This is a genomic window from Chryseobacterium sp. MMS23-Vi53 (genome assembly GCF_047651245.1).
Taxonomy (GTDB): Bacteria; Bacteroidota; Bacteroidia; order Flavobacteriales; family Weeksellaceae; genus Chryseobacterium.
Map to the genome: position 1 here is coordinate 2,054,927 of NZ_CP180265.1, position 22,384 is coordinate 2,077,310.

The 22,384-nt window shown below is 34.6% G+C and carries 20 protein-coding genes; 10 read left to right on the plus strand and 10 right to left on the minus strand.

Annotated features, from left to right (window positions below):
- Positions 1-14: 14 nt before the first annotated feature.
- The 8 genes from rlmD to lpxB all read right to left on the minus strand — a co-directional run bounded on the left by rlmD (position 15) and on the right by lpxB (position 11,412).
- Complete coding sequence (gene rlmD, locus ACKX2A_RS09045) at positions 15-1,427, minus strand: 23S rRNA (uracil(1939)-C(5))-methyltransferase RlmD (protein ID WP_415329029.1); 1,413 nt, start codon at positions 1,425-1,427, stop codon at positions 15-17.
- Positions 1,428-1,531: 104 nt separating this feature from the next.
- Positions 1,532-3,097, minus strand: coding sequence for a TlpA family protein disulfide reductase (locus tag ACKX2A_RS09050; protein ID WP_415329030.1), 1,566 nt, complete (start codon positions 3,095-3,097; stop codon positions 1,532-1,534).
- Positions 3,098-3,232: 135 nt separating this feature from the next.
- Positions 3,233-4,000, minus strand: a complete 768-nt coding sequence (locus ACKX2A_RS09055) for a succinate dehydrogenase/fumarate reductase iron-sulfur subunit (protein WP_415329031.1) — start codon at positions 3,998-4,000, stop codon at positions 3,233-3,235.
- A gap of 24 nt (positions 4,001-4,024) precedes the next feature.
- Positions 4,025-6,037 carry a fumarate reductase/succinate dehydrogenase flavoprotein subunit gene (locus tag ACKX2A_RS09060; protein WP_415329032.1) on the minus strand — a complete coding sequence of 671 codons (2,013 nt, stop codon included), beginning with the start codon at positions 6,035-6,037 and terminating at the stop codon, positions 4,025-4,027.
- Between the two features lie 15 nt (positions 6,038-6,052).
- Positions 6,053-6,715: a succinate dehydrogenase cytochrome b subunit gene (locus ACKX2A_RS09065; protein WP_415329033.1), complete on the minus strand. Its 663-nt coding sequence runs from the start codon at positions 6,713-6,715 to the stop codon at positions 6,053-6,055.
- A 144-nt stretch (positions 6,716-6,859) separates the two neighbouring features.
- Positions 6,860-8,650 carry a ComEC/Rec2 family competence protein gene (locus ACKX2A_RS09070; RefSeq protein ID WP_415329034.1) on the minus strand — a complete coding sequence of 597 codons (1,791 nt, stop codon included), beginning with the start codon at positions 8,648-8,650 and terminating at the stop codon, positions 6,860-6,862.
- A gap of 132 nt (positions 8,651-8,782) precedes the next feature.
- Positions 8,783-10,156, minus strand: coding sequence for a flavin monoamine oxidase family protein (locus tag ACKX2A_RS09075; RefSeq protein ID WP_415329035.1), 1,374 nt, complete (start codon positions 10,154-10,156; stop codon positions 8,783-8,785).
- Between the two features lie 152 nt (positions 10,157-10,308).
- Positions 10,309-11,412 carry a lipid-A-disaccharide synthase gene (lpxB, locus tag ACKX2A_RS09080; RefSeq protein WP_415329036.1) on the minus strand — a complete coding sequence of 368 codons (1,104 nt, stop codon included), beginning with the start codon at positions 11,410-11,412 and terminating at the stop codon, positions 10,309-10,311.
- Positions 11,413-11,489: 77 nt separating this feature from the next.
- On the opposite strand from lpxB, the gene ACKX2A_RS09085 reads away from it, so the two are divergent.
- Together ACKX2A_RS09085 and ACKX2A_RS09090 are read left to right on the plus strand one after the other, a co-directional pair.
- On the plus strand, positions 11,490-11,999 hold the full coding sequence (locus ACKX2A_RS09085; RefSeq protein WP_415329037.1) for a DUF2480 family protein: 510 nt from the start codon (positions 11,490-11,492) through the stop codon (positions 11,997-11,999).
- 123 nt (positions 12,000-12,122) lie between these two features.
- Positions 12,123-12,779 (plus strand): DUF937 domain-containing protein, encoded by a 657-nt coding sequence (locus ACKX2A_RS09090; RefSeq protein ID WP_415329038.1) that lies wholly within the window; start codon positions 12,123-12,125, stop codon positions 12,777-12,779.
- A gap of 62 nt (positions 12,780-12,841) precedes the next feature.
- Here the strand turns inward: ACKX2A_RS09090 and ACKX2A_RS09095 are convergent, their stop codons facing one another.
- Positions 12,842-12,958 carry a 30S ribosomal protein THX gene (locus ACKX2A_RS09095; protein WP_415329039.1) on the minus strand — a complete coding sequence of 39 codons (117 nt, stop codon included), beginning with the start codon at positions 12,956-12,958 and terminating at the stop codon, positions 12,842-12,844.
- Between the two features lie 186 nt (positions 12,959-13,144).
- Positions 13,145-14,539: an MATE family efflux transporter gene (locus tag ACKX2A_RS09100; RefSeq protein WP_415329040.1), complete on the minus strand. Its 1,395-nt coding sequence runs from the start codon at positions 14,537-14,539 to the stop codon at positions 13,145-13,147.
- A gap of 172 nt (positions 14,540-14,711) precedes the next feature.
- On the opposite strand from ACKX2A_RS09100, the gene ACKX2A_RS09105 reads away from it, so the two are divergent.
- The 8 genes from ACKX2A_RS09105 to ACKX2A_RS09140 all read left to right on the plus strand — a co-directional run bounded on the left by ACKX2A_RS09105 (position 14,712) and on the right by ACKX2A_RS09140 (position 22,329).
- Complete coding sequence (locus tag ACKX2A_RS09105) at positions 14,712-15,308, plus strand: DUF2975 domain-containing protein (RefSeq protein WP_415329041.1); 597 nt, start codon at positions 14,712-14,714, stop codon at positions 15,306-15,308.
- 4 nt (positions 15,309-15,312) lie between these two features.
- Entirely contained in the window at positions 15,313-15,519 is a 207-nt protein-coding gene (locus ACKX2A_RS09110; RefSeq protein ID WP_415329042.1) for a helix-turn-helix domain-containing protein, read from the plus strand.
- A gap of 132 nt (positions 15,520-15,651) precedes the next feature.
- The gene (locus tag ACKX2A_RS09115; RefSeq protein WP_415329043.1) at positions 15,652-17,832 is read left to right on the plus strand and encodes a S41 family peptidase; all 2,181 of its coding nucleotides are present in this window, start codon (positions 15,652-15,654) and stop codon (positions 17,830-17,832) included.
- A gap of 59 nt (positions 17,833-17,891) precedes the next feature.
- A complete protein-coding gene (locus ACKX2A_RS09120) occupies positions 17,892-18,323 on the plus strand; it encodes an ankyrin repeat domain-containing protein (protein ID WP_415329044.1) in 432 nt (143 codons plus the stop codon).
- A gap of 140 nt (positions 18,324-18,463) precedes the next feature.
- Positions 18,464-20,218 carry an aspartate--tRNA ligase gene (gene aspS / locus ACKX2A_RS09125; protein WP_415329045.1) on the plus strand — a complete coding sequence of 585 codons (1,755 nt, stop codon included), beginning with the start codon at positions 18,464-18,466 and terminating at the stop codon, positions 20,216-20,218.
- 61 nt (positions 20,219-20,279) lie between these two features.
- Positions 20,280-20,885 carry a hypothetical protein gene (locus ACKX2A_RS09130; RefSeq protein WP_415329046.1) on the plus strand — a complete coding sequence of 202 codons (606 nt, stop codon included), beginning with the start codon at positions 20,280-20,282 and terminating at the stop codon, positions 20,883-20,885.
- An 80-nt stretch (positions 20,886-20,965) separates the two neighbouring features.
- Complete coding sequence (locus ACKX2A_RS09135; RefSeq protein ID WP_415329047.1) at positions 20,966-21,751, plus strand: Ku protein; 786 nt, start codon at positions 20,966-20,968, stop codon at positions 21,749-21,751.
- Positions 21,751-22,329, plus strand: a complete 579-nt coding sequence (locus tag ACKX2A_RS09140; protein WP_415329048.1) for a DNA polymerase ligase N-terminal domain-containing protein — start codon at positions 21,751-21,753, stop codon at positions 22,327-22,329. Before ACKX2A_RS09135 ends, ACKX2A_RS09140 begins: the two co-directional genes overlap by 1 nt.
- Positions 22,330-22,384 lie beyond the last annotated feature (55 nt).

The window sequence follows — 22,384 nt, forward strand, 5'->3', positions numbered from 1 at the left end:
AAATTTAATTAAAATTATTTCTTAATCAACAAGGCGATGTTTTCTACGTGGTGCGTTTGCGGGAACATATCCACAGGTAAGATTTTTACAACAGTGTAATCGTCTTTCATTAAGGCTAAATCTCTGGCCTGAGTTGCAGAATTACAGCTTACATACACCACTTTTTCAGGAGCTAATTTCAATATCTGTTCAACAACTTTCTGGTGCATGCCGTCTCTTGGCGGATCGGTAATTAAAACATCAGCTTTTGGGTGATTTTCCATGAATTCATCATTAAAAACGTTCTTCATATCACCACAGTAGAATGTTGTATTTGTCAATCCGTTCAACTCTGCATGTTCTATGGCTGCATCGATAGCTTCCTGAACCGATTCGATACCGATCACCTGTTTTGCATTCCTTGCAACGTACTGAGCAATCGTTCCTGTTCCTGTGTATAAATCGTAAACCACTTCATCACCCTTTAAATCGGCGAATTCAAGCGTTTTTCTGTATAATTCGAGCGCTTGCTTATAATTTGTCTGAAAGAAGGATTTTGGACCTATTTTAAACTTCAATCCGTCCATTTCTTCCATTAAGTAACCTTCTCCGAAATAAGTATTCACATCCAAGTCGTAAATAGAATCATTAGGCTTTGGATTAATTGCGTAAACTAATGTTTTAATCTGCGGAAACTTCTCCAATAAAAATTCAAATAATTTCTCTCTGTTTTCCTTTTCTTCTCTGTAAAGCTGGAAAAGAACCATCCATTCGCCTTTTGAGTTTTGTCTCATCATTAAAGTTCTTAAAAAACCATCATGATTTTTAACATCAAAAAAGTCTAAACCATTTTCAACAGCATATTTCTTAACCGCCAATCTGATTGAGTTTGAAGGCTCTTCCTGAAGAAAACATTCTTTAAGATCTAAAATTTTGCTCCACATTCCAGGAATATGGAATCCTAAAGCATCTTTGTTTCCGAAATTCTCCTCAGAGCTAATTTCATATTGAGTTAACCAACGAGCGTTTGAGAAAGAAAATTCCATTTTATTTCTGTAGAAATACTGTTCTTCTGAACCTAAAATCGGCATTGTTTCAAAATTCTCGATTCCACCAATTCTTTTAATGTTATTGTAAACCTCTTCCTGTTTGAAATCCAATTGTTTTTCATAGCTCATATTCTGCCACTTACAACCACCACAAACGCCGAAATGAACACATTTTGCATCCACTCTGAAAGGCGATTTCTCGATTATTTCAGCAGCTTCTCCTTCGTAATATTTAGACTTCGCTTTCTTTACTTTTACATTCACAACATCTCCCGGAATTGCACCCGAAACCAATACCGTTTTACCTTCCTCGGTTCTACCGATTGCAACACCTTTTGCTCCTGCATTTAAGAGCTTTATATTTTCAAGAACTAAATTTTTCTTATTCTTTCTACTCATTCTAAAATTTTCTATTTTCCCAGAAACCTTAAGTTTCAGTTTGCAAAAATACAATAAAAAAAACCTTATCCGAAGATAAGGTTTCTATCTATAATTATTTTAAATTATTTCGTTGGAGCAGGTTGAGGTTTTGCCTGTTGCTGAGCCGCTGCAGCAGCCGCTTGTTGTTGAGCTGCTACTACTGCAGGATCCATTCCGTTACCTTGCTGTAATTGCACATTAGGATTCACTTTTGGAGCAGAAAGACCTGTTTGTTTGTCTAAAACAGTTACCAATTCCGGATCTCCTAAGTTGAAGAATGGCTTGCTTGCAATTTTACCGTCTTTATCAACGATGATGAAACAAGGCAATTTGAATCCGTAAACACCGTATTTTTTAGCCATATCAGAATTTAATCCTCCATCAGCATAAACATTTGTTCCTGTAATTCCTTTTAATAAAGAGTTGCTTGTTTTTACAAATTGATCTTTAGTATCATCAACATTTACAAAAACGAAGTTCATTTTAGATTTGTAGAAATTCACAACTTCTTTCAAAACAGGAGTTACAGATTCTCCGATGTAAGGATTCCAAGAAGCGTAGAAAGTAAGCAAATAAGGTTTTCCTTTGTTTTCGGAAAGTTTGTACGCTTTTCCGTCTGCTTTTACTAATGATCCTTCAGGAGCCTGCTCACCAACTTTGAAACCGTTGATTGCAAACTGAATTTTCTTAAGATCTTCTTTAATGGTAGCATCTTTAATATCAGTATCAATAATCTTCTTGATTTTCTCAACAGTTTTCTCAGGAGTTCCCGGATGAATATCTGACTGAGCCATTACAAACGCCAATAAATAATCTTTAGCAGTTTGTGAAAGATCTTTTTGATTTTTCTTTAAATATTCTGAAAATAATTCAGAAGTTGTAACATCAGTTTTTCCTTTGCTGTTTGCTTCCGCATACTTTTGGAAGTCCGGACTCATTTTACCCAAAAGGAATTGTCTGTAGTAAGGGTTTTCTTTCACCATTACATCTTTGTTTTCCTGTAGCTTGTTCTCAAAATCTGTGAATGCTTTAGTCACTTTGAAAGATGGGTTTCCCATTTGCTTATGGCTAATGTCATACTGATTCATGATCGTAAGCAACGTACTTGCAAGATCGTTTTTCTTCCAAGTTACGATTTCGTTATCCGGACTGATTTTTTTTACGTTCTCTTCGATATTTTTGTTGATATCTGCCTGAACTTTTTCAATTCCTTTTAAAAAAGTTTTTTCATCCTTCATGATCAGCTCATTCATGTTGACAGTCTGAGCATACGTTGAAAGATATTTTTGAGTTGCAGTAAAGAAATCGTTGTTCTTTTTAGCATCTCCAGTGATGACGTATTCAGAAGGGAAAGTCATTCCGTTACCAGAAATTTCAAGTTTCTGACCTCCTTTTAAATAAATTAAGTTTTGTTTTCCACCGTAAGAAATCACGTACATTCCTGTTTTAGGAGCATCGAAACTTCCGGAGAAAGTTCCGTCGTTTTTCACCCCGATATTAATTAATGGTAATGTAGCAACTCCCGAAGCTTCAATAAATTCGATTCTCTCTAATGGAGAACCGCCAGTGATTTTTCCTTTTACTTCTACTTTTTTAGAGCAAGACATCGCAAAAACCGCGATGATAAACAATAAAAGATATTTTTTCATTTTGAATTTTATAATTACGCAAAAATAAGTTTTTCAATAAACTAAAAGCAATTAAATGCCACTTTTAAGAAAGATTTAACTAAAAAAAATCGTCATCCATTGAGGAGACGATTTTTTTGTGGTATATAAATTAAATTATCCTCTGTCAGCTAGAGCAGCCATGTATTCTCTGTTCATTCTAGCGATGTTTTCAAGAGAAATTCCTTTCGGACATTCCACTTCACAAGCGCCCGTGTTTGAACAGTTTCCAAATCCTTCTTCGTCCATAGCTTTCACCATATTCAGAACTCTTCTCTTCGCTTCTACTCTACCTTGAGGTAAAAGAGCATACTGAGAAACTTTAGCTCCAACAAATAACATTGCAGAACCGTTTTTACATGTAGCTACACAAGCTCCACATCCGATACAAGCCGCCGCATCCATCGCTTTGTCTGCATCTTCTTTAGGAACCGGAATTGCATTAGCATCCAAAGTATTTCCTGAAGTGTTCACCGAAATGAAACCACCTGCGGCCATTACTCTGTCGAATGCGCTTCTGTCTACCATTAAGTCTTTAATAACAGGGAAAGCAGCACTTCTCCAAGGTTCAATAACAATCGTTTCACCATCTTTGAACATTCTCATGTGGAGCTGACACGTTGTAATTCCCGTATCTGGACCGTGCGCTCTACCGTTGATGTAAAGAGAACACATACCGCAGATTCCTTCACGACAGTCGTGGTCGAAAGCGATTGGTTCTTTTCCCTCGTTGATAAGATTTTCGTTCAAAATATCCAACATTTCTAAGAATGAAGAATCTGTAGAAACATCCGATATTTTGTAGGTCTCAAACTGACCTTTTGTTTTGCTATTTTTTTGTCTCCAAATTTTCAGTGTAAGATGAAGGCTTTTTTTTGCACTCATAATTATTTATTTATAGGTTGGAGATTATTTGTAACTTCTTGCTTTAACTTCAATGTTTTCGTAGATCAACTCTTCTTTATGCAGAACTTCGGTTGTGATATCATCTGTCTGATATTCCCAAGCCGCAACATATTTAAAGTTAACATCATCTCTTTCAGCTTCCCCTTCCGGAGTAGCATGATCTTCTCTGAAGTGTCCTCCACAAGATTCGTTTCTATGTAAAGCATCGATAGCCATTAATTGTCCAAGCTCGATGAAATCTGCAACTCTGAACGCTTTTTCAAGCTCAGTGTTCATTCCATCTGCATCACCAGGAACTTTTACATCTGCCCAGAAGTCTTTTTTCACTTGAGCAATTTCAGCAATAGCTTCTTTCAAGCCTTCAGGAGTTCTTCCCATACCCACTTTATTCCACATAATGTGTCCCAATTTTTTGTGGAAATAATCAACGGAATGAGTTCCTTTATTATTTAAGAAGAATTGTACTTTGTCTTTAATTTCTTTTTCAGCTTTGTCAAAATCCGCAGAATTTGTAGGAATCGCGCCTGTTCTAATGTCTGCAGAAAGGTAATCTGCGATCGTATAAGGAAGTACGAAATATCCGTCCGCTAAACCTTGCATCAACGCAGAAGCTCCCAACCTGTTGGCTCCGTGATCTGAGAAGTTAGCTTCACCGATTACGAAACATCCAGGGATTGTAGATTGTAAGTTATAATCAACCCAAACACCACCCATTGTGTAGTGAACCGCAGGATAAATCTTCATTGGAGTTTTGTAAGGATCATCAGCCGTAATCTTTTCGTACATTACGAATAAGTTACCGTATTTCTCCTCAACCCATGCTTTTCCTAAATCATAAATCTGCTGTTCTGTAGGATTGTGAATATGTTTTTCGATAGCGGCTTCTTTACCTTTTTTCATGATCTCTGTTGAGAAATCCAAGTAAACACCTTCTTTAGTATCATTATTTTCGATTCCGTAACCAGCATCACATCTTTCTTTACCAGCTCTAGACGCAACGTCTCTAGGTACTAGGTTTCCGAATGCAGGATATCTTCTCTCTAAATAATAATCTCTATCTTCTTCTTTAATATTTTCAGGTCTCAATTTACCTTCTCTGATCGCTACCGAATCTTCAATTTTCTTAGGAACCCAGATTCTTCCTGAATTTCTTAATGATTCAGACATCAAAGTCAGTTTAGACTGTTGCGTTCCGTGAACCGGAATACAAGTCGGATGAATCTGTACGTAGCAAGGATTTGCGAAATACGCTCCTTTTTTGTGGATTTTCCAAGCCGCAGAAACATTCGATCCCATTGCGTTCGTAGAAAGGAAATATACGTTTCCGTAACCTCCAGAAGCAATCACAACCGCGTGAGCAGAATGTCTTTCGATTTCACCTGTCACTAAGTTTCTTGCGATAATCCCTCTTGCTTTTCCGTCTACAATTACCAACTCCATCATTTCGTGACGGTTGTACATTTTAATTCTCCCCTTACCGATTTGACGGCTCATTGCAGAATATGCACCTAGTAATAACTGTTGACCTGTTTGCCCTTTTGCATAGAAAGTTCTTTTTACCTGAACCCCACCAAATGAACGGTTATCTAACTGACCTCCGTACTCACGTCCGAAAGGAACACCTTGAGCAACACATTGGTCGATAATATTTGCAGAAACTTCAGCTAATCTGTAAACGTTTGCCTCTCTCGCTCTATAGTCACCACCCTTAATGGTATCGTAGAACAATCTATAAGTAGAGTCACCGTCTCCCTGATAATTTTTAGCTGCGTTGATTCCCCCTTGAGCCGCAATAGAGTGCGCTCTTCTTGGAGAATCCTGATAGCAAAATGCTTTTACATTATATCCCTGCTCTGCCAAAGTTGCAGCAGCAGAACCACCTGCTAAACCTGTACCAACAACAATAATATCAATCTTATCTCTGTTGTTTGGTGCAACAAGGTTCATATGGTCTTTATGATTTTTCCATTTATCCTTTAAAGGACCCGCTGGAATTTTAGAATCTAATTTACTCATATTAGTATATCGATATTATTGAGTTACAAAGTGAAAGATTGCGATAAAAATAAACCCTGCAGGAATAAGGATAGAATACCATTTCCCGAAAGCTTTGATTACCGGAGTATATTTTGGGTGTCTAGCCCCGATTGACTGGAAAGAAGACTGGAAACCGTGCGCTAAGTGCAATCCCAACAAAATAAAAGAAATTACATAAATCGCCACTCTCCAGATATCTGCAAACTTCTCATGAAGTTCCGGCCAGAAACGCTCAGCATCAGGAGCAATTCTCTGAATGTACTTATAATCCATTTCATGGAACCAGAAATCATAAAAGTGTAAAGCAAGGAAAGCCAAAACAACAGCCCCGGAAATAATCATATTTCTGGACATCCATGAAGAGTTCACAGAAGGATTGTTTGAAGCGTACTTTACAGGACGCGCCTTGTTATTCTTAATCTCAAGCACAAATCCCATAATGAAATGGAAAAGCACTGCAAAACCAAGAATAGGCTGCATTAAGAACTGCACAAAAGGATTATAGCCCATGAAATCTGATGCTGTATTGAACGCATCACGATTCAGAACTGATAACAAATTGGTCGTCAAATGCAGTATAAGAAAGATCAGCAAAAATAGAGCTGATAATGCCATAGCATATTTTCTACCTATCGTAGAACTCGTTAAACCTGCCATATAAGTTTAAATTTGATTTTCCACAAAATTAAGAAATGTTAACAGAATTGAAAAGTGAGAAATCTCAGAAAAAGCCAGTTTGTAATGTTTCTAAATAAGGTTTAAAATCTTATAAATAAAGGAAAAAGACAAAAAACTTAACAATTATTTTATCTCATAAATTTTACCGTCGCAAACTACTTTTTGTACAGCATCCGGAAGAGTTTTGATTCTGAATTTGCTTATTCTCCTCGATGAACAGTATGGATTAATAATAAACTGAGTAATTTTCTCTTTATCTGAATTTTCTTTAAACCAAAAACAAACTTCACGCCCTTTCTTTATCGACAAAACTTTATTTTTAGAAAAATCATGAACCAAAACTTCTGTCTCTTGGTTACCATAAGAATTGAAACAAAGTCTGATTATCAGAAAAGTAAAAATCGCCATTATCAATCTCGCAGAATTTTTAAAGTTTGATTTTAATATTGTGAACCTCATCCAATAAACTATCCAAAACAACGAAAAAACTTCAATCAAATTCATCGGAATATTTTCAAAAAATAATAAATCGAAATCTGCAAACCAATGAATAACTTTCAATAAAAACTGAATAATAAAATCATAAACAGCATTTATTAAACCAAAATCAATTCTAAAAGCAATTAAAGCTGTCATTAAAAATGAAAATACAATAATCACTTCCGAAAATGGAACAATGAAAAAATTCGCTACAATTGAAATAAAAGAAAATTGATGAAAATAATACAGAACTAAAGGTAATGTTGCCAACTGCGCCGAGATAGAAATTGAGATCGTATTGTAAATTATTTTTTTTAGCCAATTATTCTGCCTTGGTAAATATTTTAAAATCGGCTGATTGAGCCAGAAAATTCCCAAAACAGCCATAAAACTCAATTGAAAACCGACATCAAAAATCTGTTGCGTATCAAAAATTAAAATAGCAAAGGCCGACAAAGCCAATGAATGCAGTAAATCTGGCTTCCTTTGTAGCAAAACGTAGATAAAATAAATCGTCAACATGATGCAAGAGCGAACAACTGAACTTCCAAGTCCGATGAAAAAAGCAAAAAGCCAAATACAGATTAAGCTTAAAATAATACTGTATTTTCTAAATTTCAAAGAAGAAAATTTAGTCAACAAAAAGTAGAGTAATCCGAAAATCACAACAATATGCGTTCCTGAAATTGCCAAAAAATGCACCAATCCAGATCTGTTGAAATCTTGTACAGTATTTGAATCAATTTCCGTTCTATCGGCAAGAATAATTCCTTTTAAAAACTCTTTAGACTTTGAAAACATCGTAGTTTTATCGATCATTTGAAGAACTTCCAATCTTTGTTGTGAAAATTTTTCACTTAAACTCAAATCATTTCTTGTTGCAAAAGAAATCTCATCATTAATAAAACATTGAATTTCAATATTCTTCCTTTTTAAATATTTAGAATAATCGAACTGAAAATCGTATTGAGGAGGTTTTGACCTGGAAATGTATGCTTTAGCTTTATAATAATGATTAAAATCCAATTCTTTCTGATCTTTCGGAATGTACAAAACAGCATTGAAAATTTCTTTCCCAATTTGTGCTACAGCTTCATATTTACGATTTTTTTCATTCGAATTTAATTTTTTAGAAACTTTAAAAACGACTGTTTCTTTGGAAGAAAATTTTAATTCTTTACTTTCAAAAGAATTAAAAAAATGCAGAATAATCCCAATTCCAAAAAACATTAATCCCAGTAAATACGCTTTGAATTGCCTTAAGATAAAGGATTTGAAAATTGTTGAAAGTAAAACAACCAAGCAAAGACCAGCAATTGAGTAAATGAAATTTTCACTTAAAGAAAATTTATCCTGAAAAATAATTCCAAGGATGAAACAAGTAACGAGAATGAGAAAAGGCTGTTTATTCAATTCAAAATTTGTGTTGTTCAAAAATATTTATTCGAGTAAAAAACAACAAATCAATATTTTAAAATTTTTAAAACAACCTCAAATTTGTGTTATACAAGAAAAATTTCAGAAAAAAATTCTACGATTTCTATTTTCATTTAAAATATTTTAAACTCATTTAATTTCCTCTGCCACCAATTCTCCAGATTCAATTGCACCTTCCATGAAGCCTTGCCAATTCTCTGAAAGATGTTCTCCCGCAAAGTGAATATTATCAAAAGGCTCTTGCAGAATTCCCATAAGATCGGCTTGTCCAGGTCCATAAAGCGCATATGCCCCTTTCGAACGGTCATCATTTCCCCAATAATAATTTTCCTGTTGAAGCAGATTGGAACTTACATCACCAAAAATCGGACGCAAAGTCTCCTGTACACTTTTGAAATTGGTTTCATTATTTTGATTGGCAATTACAGCAGCTTTATCACCGATACTATAAGAGATCAAAACTCCGGCTGTTCCACCTTGCTTTTGAGTTGCATGATAAAAATAATGTGGCAGTTGGTCGGTAATCATATCGAAATCTTCAGATTTCCAGAAACGCTTGTCAAAAAGCATCGCATGTTTGTTGATTCTAGCGTATTGAAGCGCATTGATGGCATCAATCTTCTTTTGTGGCAAACCAGGCTTCCAATCTATATTTTTTAAAGCAAAAGTTGGTAGCGTACAAATTATTTTATCGGCTTCAAAAACCTTTCCATTGGCACAAAATACTTTTACTTTCTTTCCTTGTTCGATTCTTGTTACGGTATGATTTAAGAAAACTTTTCCTTTGAGTTTTTCCTCAATTTTTTTCGCCAGACTTCTATTTCCACCGATAATTTTCTGATCCATTTGATTTTGAGTTCCATTTTTTATGCTTTCGGGAGTAATATTTTCTGCATATTCTCCAAGTGCTGAATTTGCGGAAACCTGTCGTATGCTTTCGCCAAAGTCGGTACTATCCAGCAATTCATGAAGGTCTAGATCGCGATCTTTGCAGCCATTATTGACAAGATATCGCCACCAATCCATTTGATCCAGAATCGTTTTATCTTTTTCTTTAAGATGACTATAGTTTTCAAGCAAACTTTTATATTTCTTACTCCAACTTTCACTAAAATCCCATGTTTTTGCAGGACTATAAACATTTTTGTACAAAAGATGGGTGCTCATTTGGTTGTCGTCCAACTTCAATTTAAAATCATCACAGAGTTGCAAAAGCCTTTCATGCGAATTTCCCACCCATTCTGCACCCAGTTCGATGATCAATCCATTTTTCATTTCATGGGAAAAAACTCTTCCACCGACAGAATTTTTGCTTTCTAAAACTGTTACGTTAAATTTTTTAGGATCTAATTTATTTGCAGCAGCCAGTCCGGAAAAACCGGCACCGATAATAATCACATCTTTTTTACCGGAAATAAGAATATTGGCAAAAGATGAGCTCGGAATCATAAGACCTCCGGCAGCCAATAATCCTTGCTTTATAAAGGATCTTCTTGTTGTCATAATATGTTTCAGGTTATTAGTTTAAAAAAAATGCGCCCAAAAACATTAAATCCGACAAGAATTACGCATGACTAAATTTAATAAAAAATTACATACAGAAATAAAAAATCGCAGGATAAATTCCTACGATTCATATTGTTAATTAAAATATTTTAAATTTTTAAAATCACATCAGCTGCATGATCACTTGCTCCGCTTCCGCCTAATTTTTTTCTCAGAAGGTCATAATCATTCAAAACCTGAGTTCTTTTTTCGCCTTCCAGAATCTTTTTTAATTCTTCAACTAAATTATTAGTATTTAAATCATTTTGAATTAATTCTTTCACAACCTCTCTATCCATGATTAAATTCACCAAAGAAATATACTTGATATTTTTAACCAATCTTTTGGCAATGGCATAAGAAACTTTACTTCCACGATAGCAAACAACTTCCGGAATATTCAATAAAGCGGTTTCTAAAGTTGCTGTTCCTGATGTAACCAACGCGGCTTTCGAACATCTCAACAAATCGTACGTTTTATTTGAAACAAAATGCACATTATCATCCACATACGTTTCATAAAAATCTTTCGGAAGACTTGGCGCACCTGCAATTACAAATTGATATTCTTTAAAGTAAGGTCTTACCGAAAGCATCATTTCCAGCATTTTTTCTACTTCCTGCTTTCTGGAACCTGGCAAAAGTGCGATGATTTCTTTTCCGTTTAAACCATGTTCTGCTTTAAAATTTTCAGCATTAATTTCTTTTAAATCTGAAATCGCATCCAATAAAGGATGTCCCACAAAATGTGAATGAACTCCATGTTTTTTGTAAAAATCTTCTTCGAAAGGAAGAATTACCATCATTTCATCTACATATTTTTTGATGATCTCTACTCTACCTTCTTTCCAGGCCCAAAGTTGTGGAGAAATATAGTAAACGACTTTTATTCCGAGTTCCTTGGCAAACTTTGCAATTCTTAAATTGAATCCCGGATAATCAACCAAAATTAAAACATCAGGTTTATGATTTTTTATATCCTGTTTGCAATACTTAATATTATTCAGAATCGTGCGAAGATTTTTTGCGACTTCCAAAAATCCCATGAAAGCCAAATCTTTGTAATGCTTCACCAAAGTTCCGCCTTGTGCAGCCATCAGATCTCCACCCCAAAATCGAAATTCTGAGTTAGGATCTTTTTGTTTTAAAGCTTTCATCAAATTACTTCCATGCAAATCTCCGGAAGCCTCTCCAGCAATAATGTAATACTTCATTTCTATAATTAGAATAGAGAACAAATAAGACGTTATAAGATCTTAATTTGTAAATTTGTTCAAAGATAATGATAAAAATGTCAGAAGAATTTGAAATCCGAAATAAAGTTGCAGAAAGCGGTTTAATCAATTTTGATCTTACAGATCTTGTTCCTAAAGGTGCAAGAAAAGGGATTGATCTTAAAGATTTTCTTTTCATGGAAATGATTTTGAAAGAGAAAGATTTTCGTGAAAAAGTAGCTGCCATCAACGTTGAAAAATACCGCGATGCTTACGTTTACATATACAATTCTGCGGACGCGATCGTTCCGCTTTGGTCTTATTTTTTAATCACTGCAAAATTGACAGGCGTTACTAAAAAAATCGTTTTTGGAAATCGTGAAGACCTTGAAGTTATTTTAATGCACAACGCTATGCAAACTTATGATTTTGATGAAATGATTGGAAAAAGAGTTTTAGTAAAAGGCTGTTCAGATAAAGAAATTCCAGAAAATGCTTACATCGAATTAGTAGAGAAATTACAGCCAATCGTAAAGTCTTTAATGTTTGGCGAAGCATGTTCAATGGTTCCGATTTTGAAAAATTAATATTTAAAAATCAACACCTTAACGAAATTCATAAACTTTAACAGTGTTTTTTAATTAAAATAAAGTACCACGGAATATTTTTTGATAACTTTGGTAAACTTAACAATTAAACAAACACAAACTATGAGTTTAATCGACCTACTTACAGGAAACACAGGGAATCAGGTTGCAGATCAGGCAGAAAGCAAATTTGGAATCAACAGAAACCAAGTTATTGCTTTACTGGCAGTTGCAGCCCCATTGATTATTTCTTACCTTAGAAACAAATCTCAGGACGCCAACGAAGCTGAAAAGCTAAACAACGCTTTGGATAAAGACCACGACGGAAGTATTTTGGATGATGTTTCTCAGGCAGACGCAAGACAGGCTGAAGGAGGATCTATTTTAAGCCATATTTTCGGTTCAGATAAGCAGAATGTAGAAAACCAATTGTCATTAACATCAGGAATTTCAATTGACAAAATCGGTCCGATTTTATCGATGTTGGCACCGGTAATTATGGGATATATTGGTAAAGAAAAACAACAAAATAATGTTGGAGCAGGAGGTTTAGGAGATCTTTTGGGAGGAATTCTTGGAAATGCATCAAACCAGGCTCAGGCACAACAATCAAGTCCATTGAACGACATTTTAGGAAGTGTCTTGGGTGGTAGGCAATCCCAATCTTCAGGAAATCCTTTGAATGATATTCTGGGAAGTGTTCTTGGAGGTGGCAATCAGCAGAAGCAACAAGGCGGAGGCGGATTAGGAGATCTTTTAGGAGGTATTTTTGGAAAATAAAATAATTTAATTTGTAATAATGAAAAAGACCGAAGATTTATTTCTCCGGTCTTTTTTTATTGTTATTTACTCGATTTTTCGGCGGTTGCTAAAGATTTAGACGCTTTTTTCGGTCTTCTTTTTCCGTAGCTTCCATTGTTGATTTTACCTCTTCTGGATTTTTTGTCTCCTTTTCCCATAGTAATAAATTTTAGTTGATATATTACGAATTTAGAAAATCCTGTCTGAAATTAAGGTAATTTAGTTGTTAAAATAATTATAAAAAATGGCTGAAAGTTTGAAGATAAAGGCTTAAGCTTTATCATTACACCGCAAATTTTCTTAGGTTTAAAAACTTCCAGCATCCATCTTCAAACTTCCAGGCTTTACACTTTCACGGTCTTCCACTTCCCTTTTTTAAATAAAATAAAAGCGACAATCGTTATCAACGTTTCTGTGACAGGAATTGAAATAAAAACACCTTTCGGGCCCATTTCAAAATGCTTTGAAAGAATATATGCCAAAGGAATCTGGAAAAGCCAAAACCCAAAAACATTCACCCAAGTCGGTGTCCACGTATCTCCGGCTCCGTTGAAGGCATTAATCATTACCATTCCGATTCCGTAGAAAATAAATCCGACACTCATGATGTGAAGTGCATTTTTAGCAATATTTTTAATTTCGGTTTCCTGTGTAAAAAATCCTACCAAAAAGTCACCTAAGAAGAAAAATATTAGGCTGACCGTTACCATAAAAATAACATTATACTTTACGGTTTTCATAACGGATTCTTCGGCTCTTAACATTTCGTTGGCTCCCATGTTTTGTCCGACCAATGTTGATGCTGCATTACTCAATCCCCAAGCCGGAAGCATAAAGAACATCATCAATCGCAAAGCGGTTTGATATCCTGCAGATGCATCTTCATGACCTGTTGTTGCGACCAATTGTGCCAGAAAAATCCAACTGCACGAAGCAATCACAAACTGAAATATTCCGGGTGTTGCGATTTTTACTACGGATTTTATTAAGCTAAAATCTGGTTTAAAATAATTCAATTGAATTCTAATTTGAGTATCTGCAATCAATAAATGATACAGTTGATAAATGACGCCAATACTTCTTCCGATTGTTGTTGCCAAAGCTGCTCCTGTTAATCCCATTGCTGGAATCGGTCCAAAACCTTTAATTAAAACCGGACACAAAATAATATTGGCAATATTGGCAATCCAAAGAGATTTCATCGCAATGGCAGCGTTTCCTGCTCCTCGAAAAATCCCGTTAATTAGGAATAAAAGCATAATAATCACGCTGCTTCCCATCATAATTCTTGTAAATTCTTTTCCATAAGTCGCAGCTTCTGGTTTTGAACCCATCAGAATTAAAATTTCTTCAGCATAAATCACTCCGAATAAACTTAAAATAAAAGTCACAATAAAAGAAACCAATAAAACCTGAGCTGCACTTCTGGAAGCCTGTTCGGGATTTTTTTCACCAATTCTTCTGGCAACCATTGCTGTTGCAGCCATACTCATTCCGATCGCGATAGAATACATTACAGAAAGTACAGATTCCGTTAAACCAACGGTTTGAATGGCAAATCCGCTTTCCTTCAAATGACCGACAAAATATAAATCGACCAGGGCGAATACAGATTCCATCGCCATTTCCAGCATCATGGGAATCGCCAAAAGAAGCACTGCACTTCTGATGCTTGCTTTTGTAAAATCTACTTCTTCACCACTCAATGCTTTTTTGATAAAGGCAAAATACTTCCTCATGATTCTCTCATTTTTAAGTTTTCAACAAAAATATAGATTCGAAAATGATTACGACTTGGCATATGAAAAGTTTTATGAAAAAAGATTCAATTAAAATTCGAAATAAAAATTCAACAAAAATTTATCGTGAAACAATAATTATTTATACATTTGCAATAAATAAAATAACATCATGAAAATTATTGGAAAAAATTCTCTTTCACAATACGCAAGTTATCTGCTTATTTTATTGGCAATTCTTTTTGCCATTCAGCTTGTTTATATCTTGATAGGTTTTGCTATTTCTCTTTATAATCTTAAAACAGGAAGTAATATCCTTGAAGATTTTTTTATCATCGGAACAGATGTTGGATGGAGCAAAAATGAATGGACAATGCCGTTCGATAATATGATGAAATTCAAATTTTTTGTTCCTTTCACAGAGCAGAATCTCCTTACAGGAATGTTTAATTTGGGAAGTGTTCTCAATCACATTTTCGGATCTATTTTCATAACATTGTTTTTTTATATCAGTTATAAATTTTTAAGAGAAATCAGCAGAGATAATGTTTTTAATGCTAAAGCCTTACTCTGGTTAAAAAGATTCGGTTGGCTGAATATTATTTATACAGCAATAACATTGGCTACGATTCCTTTTGCAACAAAGAGTATATTTGCAGCAACATATTCTGTTGTAGTATTCTTATTTTTTGGAGGTTTGATATTATTTGTTGTCGAATTTTTCAAAAAAGGACTGGAACTTCAGGATCAAGCTGACCTAACAATTTAATTATATGCCAATCATCATCAACGTAGACGTAATGCTTGCTAAACGCAAAATGCAATCTCAGGAATTGGCAGAAAAAATAGGCATTACCCAAGCCAACCTTTCTATTCTGAAAACAGGAAAAGCAAAAGCATTGAAAATTTCCACACTGGAAGCGATCTGCAAAGCACTGGAATGTCAACCAGGAGACATCCTTGAGTACGTAAAAGATTAAGATTCATTAAGAATTTAATTTAAAATAATCTGTTAAAATCACAATTTACTTTATAAAATTTTATAAAACCTATTTCACATTACAAACCCGACCGATCTAACTTTTTAGATTTGGAAAAAATTTAATTTAATCATGAAAAAACTTTTCACAACGATCCCATTACTCGTTTTGGGCATGACTTCTTTTGCTCAAAATAAAATCGAAAATCTAAATTTTGAAAGCGTAGAAAACAATCTTCCGAAAATCTGGAAAATTGTAGGAGATGGCTCTGCAACAGTATTTGCAGATACTAAAGAAAAACAAGAAGGACAGAATTCGATCTTAATTGATGCCGATAAATCAGGCTTTAAAGCTTTGATGTACATTCTTCCTGAAAATTATGCTGGTAAAAAAATTACACTTTCCGGTTACATTAAAACAGAAAATGTTTCAGATGGATTTGCCGGACTCTGGATGAGAATCGATCCTGAAGTTGCCTTCGACAATATGAATAAAACAGCATTAGTCGGAACAACGCCGTGGAAAAAATACGAAATTACTTTAGATATGGCTCCGGAAAGCACTCAAAAAATCGTGATTGGAGCACTTCTTACCGGAAAAGGTAAAATGTGGGTGGATAATCTAAAAGTTTCTATTGATGGAAAAGACATCGAAAATGCTAAGATTTTCGAAAAAAAATTAACCAAAGTAGAATTGGACAAAGAATTTGATAATGGTTCGAAAATTAGCAATATCTCTTTGGATAAAAACAATTTGGAGAATCTTAAAAACCTCGGTTTAATTTGGGGTTACTTAAAATATTATCATCCGAAAATTGCAGAAGGAAACTTCAATTGGGATTATGAATTATTCAGAATTTATCCAAAAATTGCAGGAGTTTCTGCCCAACAAAGAGATAAAATTTTATCTGAATGGATTACAGGTTTAGGAACGTATCAAATCACAAAAAATGAAGAACCAAAAAATGTAAAAATTAAACCGGATCTTGACTGGATTACCAATTCAGGTTTCTCAAAAGAGCTTACAGATCAGCTTTTACAATTGAAAAATGCGAAAAGACCTAAGGTAAATTATTATGTTGATTTTTTTGATAAAGTTGGAAATCCTGATTTTAAAAATGAAAATCCGTACGAGAAAATGACGTATCCGGATGAAGGCTTCAGGTTACTTTCGTTGTACAGATATTGGAATATCATTCAGTATTATTTCCCTTACAAAAACCTCATCGATGAAGATTGGAAAGAAGTTTTGGCAGAATTCATTCCAAAATTTATTAATGCCAAAGATGAAACGGAATATGCATTAGCTTCGTTGGAAGTTATCGGTAGAATTCACGATACTCACGCCAATATTTGGAGCAGTAACAAATCTCTTGAAAAATATTTTGGAGAAAAACGAACACCTGTAAAATTAACTTTTGCGGAAAATAAAGCTGTTGTTGAGGGTTTTAGTAATGAAAAATTAGGCTCAGAAACCGGACTTCAAAAGGGAGATGTCATTACAGAAATCAATGGTGAGACTGTGGATAATCTTGTTAAAAATTCTCTAAGGTACTTACCTGCATCGAATTACCCGACTCAATTGAGAGATATTTCAAGAAAATTATTGAGAAGTAATTCCGAAACCATTAATATTAAAATTTCAAGAAGCGGAAAAATTGAGGACAAAACCTTAAAAACATATTCAATCTCTGAACTTGGTTTTAAAAAGGAGGAAAAAGAATTCTTCAAAATGCATGACAACGACGTTGCCTACGTTTATATGGGAAGTGTAGACTCGAAAAAATTGGATGATGTTTTTAGCAAAATTAAAAACACAAAAGGATTGGTTATCGATTTCAGAAGTTACCCATCGGATTTTGTAGCTTTTAAAATGGGAAAATTATTAAAGCCAAACATAACGGAATTTGTAAAATTTACAATGACAAATAGCAACCAGCCGGGACTTTTCACTTTTACACAAAGTCTGAAAGTTCCAGGAGAAGGAAAAAATGCTTATCAGGGAAAAATTGCGATTTTAGTAAATGAAACGACTCAAAGCAGCGCGGAATATCACACAATGGCTTTCAGAACTGCACCAAACGCAAAAGTTTTTGGTTCCACAACGGCCGGAGCGGATGGAAACGTTTCTAAAATCATGCTTCCCGGAAATATTTCAACCATGATTAGCGGAATCGGAGTTTATTATCCCGACGGAAAAGAAACCCAAAGAATAGGAATCGTTCCAGACGTGGAAGTAAAACCGACCATAGACGGAATTAAAAGTAATAAAGATGAAGTTTTGGAAAAAGCAGTGAATTGGATAAAAAATTAGCAACATCTATCAAAAAAAATTATTTAGCTTTGTATATTCTTTAAATTAAACTAAGATTTATGAAAAAAATAATTACAAGTACTTTGCTATTTTTGTTTTCTATTTTTGCTAATGGATTATTTGCTCAGGAATTATCTGCTGAACAGTTGAATACCTTTCAATCCGATAATCTGGAAAACTTTCAAAAAACTTTTAATGAAACAGATTTTGCAAAATGTTTTCAGGTAAAAGGAAAATCTTACAATCTTCTTTCGTTAAGCATAAAGAATGATAAGAAAAATATTTTTAATGATTTGGTAAAAAAAGCAGATGTAAACCAAGCATGTAACGGCGTTACCCCATTGATGTATGCTGCTTCAACAGGAAACATGGACGCAGCAAAAATGTTGATAAAATTCGGAGCCAAAAAAGACACGAAAGACAGTAAAGGCAAAACTGCAAAAAACTATGCTACGGAAAACAAACAGTCTACTGTCGCAATGATTTTATAAAAACTTTTATAAATAAATATTTAAAAACTTCCTTCGGGGAGTTTTTTTGTTTTTAAAACCTTCAAAAATCTTATCTTTGCAAACGAAAATTAAAGACTCAGAATATTGAGGCTTAAACATTGAACTTTAAACAAATAATTATGTTTCGATCGCACACAAACGGAGAATTATCTCTGAAAAATCTTAATGAAGAAGTTACACTTTCAGGATGGGTACAAACCATTCGTGATAAAGGATTTATGATTTGGATAGATCTTCGAGATCGTTACGGAATTACTCAGTTGGTTTTCGACCAGGATCGTTCTACAGCGGAACTGATGGAAAATGCAAAAAAACTGGGACGTGAATTTGTAATTCAGGTGACAGGAAAAGTTATCGAAAGAGTAAGCAAAAACCCAAATATTCCAACTGGAGAAATTGAAATTTTAGTTGAAAAATTGACGGTTCTTAATGAATCTCAGCTTCCGCCTTTCACGATTGAAGATGAAACAGACGGTGGTGAAGAATTGAGAATGAAATACCGTTACTTAGATATCAGAAGAAATCCGGTAAAAGATAAATTGATTTTCCGTCATAAAATGGCGCAGAAAGTAAGAAATTACCTTTCAGATAACGGATTTATCGAGGTTGAAACTCCGGTTTTAATTAAATCTACTCCGGAAGGAGCAAGAGACTTTGTGGTTCCGAGCAGAATGAATCCGGGACAGTTTTACGCATTGCCACAATCTCCGCAAACTTTCAAGCAATTGTTGATGGTGGGTGGAATGGATAAATATTTCCAAATCGTGAAATGTTTCCGTGATGAAGATTTAAGAGCCGACAGACAGCCTGAATTTACCCAAATCGACTGCGAAATGGCTTTCGTAGAGCAGGAAGACGTGATGAATGTTTTTGAAGGAATGACTAAAACTTTGTTGAAAGATATTACGGGTCAGGAATTCGGAGCCTTCCCAAGAATGACATTTGCCGATGCAATGCAAAAATATGGAAATGACAAACCGGATATTCGTTTCGGAATGGAATTCGTAGAGCTTAATGATTTAGTAAAAGGAAAAGATTTCAAAATATTTGATGAAGCGGAATTGGTTGTCGGAATCAATGTGGAAGGATGTGCAGAGTATACAAGAAAACAAATCGATGAGCTTGTTGATTGGGTGAAAAGACCACAAATCGGAGCTTCGGGAATGGTTTGGGCTAAATTCCAGAATGATGGGGTAAAAACTTCTTCTGTGAATAAATTCTACAACGAAGAAGATTTATCAAAAATCATTGAAAAATTCGGAGCAAAAGAAGGTGATTTAATGTTGATTCTTTCCGGAAACGAGCACAAGGTAAGAACTCAGCTTTCTGCTTTGAGAATGGAGCTTGGAAACCGTTTAGGATTAAGAAAAGGAGACGTATTCGCACCACTTTGGGTTGTAGACTTCCCATTGTTGGAATTTGATGAAGAAAGCGGACGTTACCACGCCATGCACCACCCTTTCACGTCTCCAAAACCTGAAGATATTCATTTATTGGAAACAGATCCCGGAAAAGCAAGAGCCAACGCTTACGATATGGTTTTAAACGGAAACGAAATCGGTGGAGGTTCTATCAGAATTTTTGATAAAGACCTTCAATCAAGAATGTTTGACTTGTTAGGTTTCTCAAAAGAAGAAGCAGAAGCCCAGTTCGGATTCCTGATGAACGCCTTCAAATACGGAGCTCCGCCTCACGGTGGTTTGGCTTTCGGGTTTGACCGATTGGTCGCTATTCTTGATGGAAACGAAGTGATCAGAGATTATATCGCATTCCCTAAGAATAATTCAGGTCGTGATGTGATGATTGATGCGCCTGCAGCCATTGCAAATGAACAACTTGATGAATTGGAATTACAATTAAATTTAAAAGCATAAATCTGAAGCGGGGAATTTTTTCTCCGCTTTTTTATTTTAAAACACAAATTTTAATATTTTAATGATGAAGGAAAAAGAAAAATGGAAAGACTGGCAAATTCCAATTGGTATTCTTTGGTATGCAGGATTGTTTATACTCTTTTATGGAATTGGCTATTCAAAAAGTAGTGGAACTTTTGATTTTAAGGGTGGTTATTTTGTAATAGGAATTCTTATCGTTGCTCCAATTTATATGTATATCCGTTCGATTATTGAAAGCGAAAAAGGATTTCCGATTGAAAACTTTCATAAAGATATTGTTGTTGAGGATATAAAGCGTCATAAGATCTGCGAAGATGTAGACTTGAGTCGTGCTGTTATAGAAAGTCATGTTTTTGGCGTAGGCAAAGATCAAAATGATTATGCTAATATTTTCTATCATAAAAGTGATATTGAATTTGTAAAAACTAAAATTACTATTGAATATTACAATAAATCTTTACCAACACTTACAGCATTTACCAACATTGATAAATTTACGTTAAAAGAGATTTTTCAAAAACATTCTTCAACAAAAGTTTATTTTGATAAATATATTCCTAGCAATTATTATCTCGATTTAGAATTTTTAATTGATATTGATTTGAATAAAAACTCAGAGCATCAAATCAATTTAAAGAAAGTTTAAAAATTAAAATTAAATACCACATTTAGCGAATATTTTTCGCACGGCACAATCATTGTACGTTTTACACAAAATAAAGTACAATGAAAGCAATTTGGAACGGCGCCATTGGCTTTGGATTAGTCAATATTCCTGTAAAGATTTATTCCGCCACAGAAACCAGCAAGTTGGATTTGGATATGCTTGATAAATCCGATTTTTCGAATATTAAATTCAAACGAGTAAACGAAAAAACAGGCAAAGAAGTAAAATGGGAAAACATTGTAAAAGGTTATCTCATGGACGACAAATACATCATTCTTGATGAAGAAGATTACGAGGCGGCAAGTCCAGAAAAATCTAAAATTCTTTCTATTGACCAGTTTGTAAAAGAAGAGGAAGTCGATTCCGTTTATTTTGAAAATCCCTACTTTTTGGAACCTCAAAAAAATGGTGAAAATGCTTACCGATTGCTGTTAAATGCTTTAGCTAAAACAAAAATGGTTGGTGTCGGAACTTTTGTTCTTCGTGAAAGTGAAGCCATCGGAATGATTCGACCATACAATGATGATGTTCTGGTTTTAAACCGATTAAGATTTGCTCAGGAAATTCGAGATTATAAAGATTTAAAAATTCCTGCTAAAAAAGCTCCAAAGCCAGCTGAATTAAAAATGGCGGTGAGCTTGATCGAACAACTTTCGCAAGAATTTGATCCTGAAATGTACAAAGACACCTATTCCGAATCTTTAATGAAAATAATTAAGCAGAAAGCGAAAGGAAAAGGCATAAAAGCTAAAAAAGCAGAACCTGCCAAAGAAGGCAAAGTGATTGACTTAATGGCTCAGCTAAAAGCCAGTTTACAGACTCCAAAATCCAAAAATGCATCGTAATGGCTCTCAAAGATTATAACGCAAAACGGAAGTTCGACGAAACCAGCGAACCTAAGGGAAAAACTAAAAAAAGCAAAGAACAGCTTATTTTTGTGATTCAGAGACATGCAGCTTCGCGACTTCATTATGATTTCAGACTGGAAATGGAAGGCGTACTGAAAAGCTGGGCGGTGCCGAAAGGTCCGTCACTAGACCCGAAAGACAAACGTCTCGCGATGATGGTAGAAGATCATCCTTACGATTACAAAGATTTTGAAGGAAATATTCCCGAGGGAAATTACGGAGCCGGACAAGTGGAAGTCTGGGATAGCGGAACATACGAACCTTTAGACCAAAATTCAAAACTTTCAGACGAAAAAGAATTGTTGAAAGAACTAAAAGCAGGTTCGTTAAAATTCGTTTTACACGGAAAAAAATTAAGAGGAGAATTTGCTTTGGTTAAAATGAAAAATGCAGAAAATAATGCATGGCTGCTCATTAAACACAACGATAAATTTGCTGAAGAACATTATGATGCCGAAGAAAATACAGCCAAGAATTCTCAAGTTACAAAATTCTTAGAGGAAAAAAAAGCCTAAAAAACAGCAAAAAGAAGTAATAACTTCCGATACCAAGCCAAAATTTCAGCGATTT

Bases quoted from the DNA above. Each gene is read 5' to 3' on its own strand.
- rlmD (WP_415329029.1), bottom strand. From the start codon at position 1,427: ATGAGTAGAAAGAATAAGAAAAATTTAGTTCTTGAAAATATAAAGCTC.
- ACKX2A_RS09050 (WP_415329030.1), bottom strand. From the start codon at position 3,097: ATGAAAAAATATCTTTTATTGTTTATCATCGCGGTTTTTGCGATGTCT.
- ACKX2A_RS09055 (WP_415329031.1), bottom strand. From the start codon at position 4,000: ATGAGTGCAAAAAAAAGCCTTCATCTTACACTGAAAATTTGGAGACAA.
- ACKX2A_RS09060 (WP_415329032.1), bottom strand. From the start codon at position 6,037: ATGAGTAAATTAGATTCTAAAATTCCAGCGGGTCCTTTAAAGGATAAA.
- ACKX2A_RS09065 (WP_415329033.1), bottom strand. From the start codon at position 6,715: ATGGCAGGTTTAACGAGTTCTACGATAGGTAGAAAATATGCTATGGCA.
- ACKX2A_RS09075 (WP_415329035.1), bottom strand. From the start codon at position 10,156: ATGACAACAAGAAGATCCTTTATAAAGCAAGGATTATTGGCTGCCGGA.
- lpxB (WP_415329036.1), bottom strand. From the start codon at position 11,412: ATGAAGTATTACATTATTGCTGGAGAGGCTTCCGGAGATTTGCATGGA.
- ACKX2A_RS09085 (WP_415329037.1), top strand. From the start codon at position 11,490: ATGTCAGAAGAATTTGAAATCCGAAATAAAGTTGCAGAAAGCGGTTTA.
- ACKX2A_RS09090 (WP_415329038.1), top strand. From the start codon at position 12,123: ATGAGTTTAATCGACCTACTTACAGGAAACACAGGGAATCAGGTTGCA.
- ACKX2A_RS09095 (WP_415329039.1), bottom strand. From the start codon at position 12,958: ATGGGAAAAGGAGACAAAAAATCCAGAAGAGGTAAAATCAACAATGGA.
- ACKX2A_RS09100 (WP_415329040.1), bottom strand. From the start codon at position 14,539: ATGAGGAAGTATTTTGCCTTTATCAAAAAAGCATTGAGTGGTGAAGAA.
- ACKX2A_RS09105 (WP_415329041.1), top strand. From the start codon at position 14,712: ATGAAAATTATTGGAAAAAATTCTCTTTCACAATACGCAAGTTATCTG.
- ACKX2A_RS09110 (WP_415329042.1), top strand. From the start codon at position 15,313: ATGCCAATCATCATCAACGTAGACGTAATGCTTGCTAAACGCAAAATG.
- ACKX2A_RS09115 (WP_415329043.1), top strand. From the start codon at position 15,652: ATGAAAAAACTTTTCACAACGATCCCATTACTCGTTTTGGGCATGACT.
- ACKX2A_RS09120 (WP_415329044.1), top strand. From the start codon at position 17,892: ATGAAAAAAATAATTACAAGTACTTTGCTATTTTTGTTTTCTATTTTT.
- aspS (WP_415329045.1), top strand. From the start codon at position 18,464: ATGTTTCGATCGCACACAAACGGAGAATTATCTCTGAAAAATCTTAAT.
- ACKX2A_RS09130 (WP_415329046.1), top strand. From the start codon at position 20,280: ATGATGAAGGAAAAAGAAAAATGGAAAGACTGGCAAATTCCAATTGGT.
- ACKX2A_RS09135 (WP_415329047.1), top strand. From the start codon at position 20,966: ATGAAAGCAATTTGGAACGGCGCCATTGGCTTTGGATTAGTCAATATT.
- ACKX2A_RS09140 (WP_415329048.1), top strand. From the start codon at position 21,751: ATGGCTCTCAAAGATTATAACGCAAAACGGAAGTTCGACGAAACCAGC.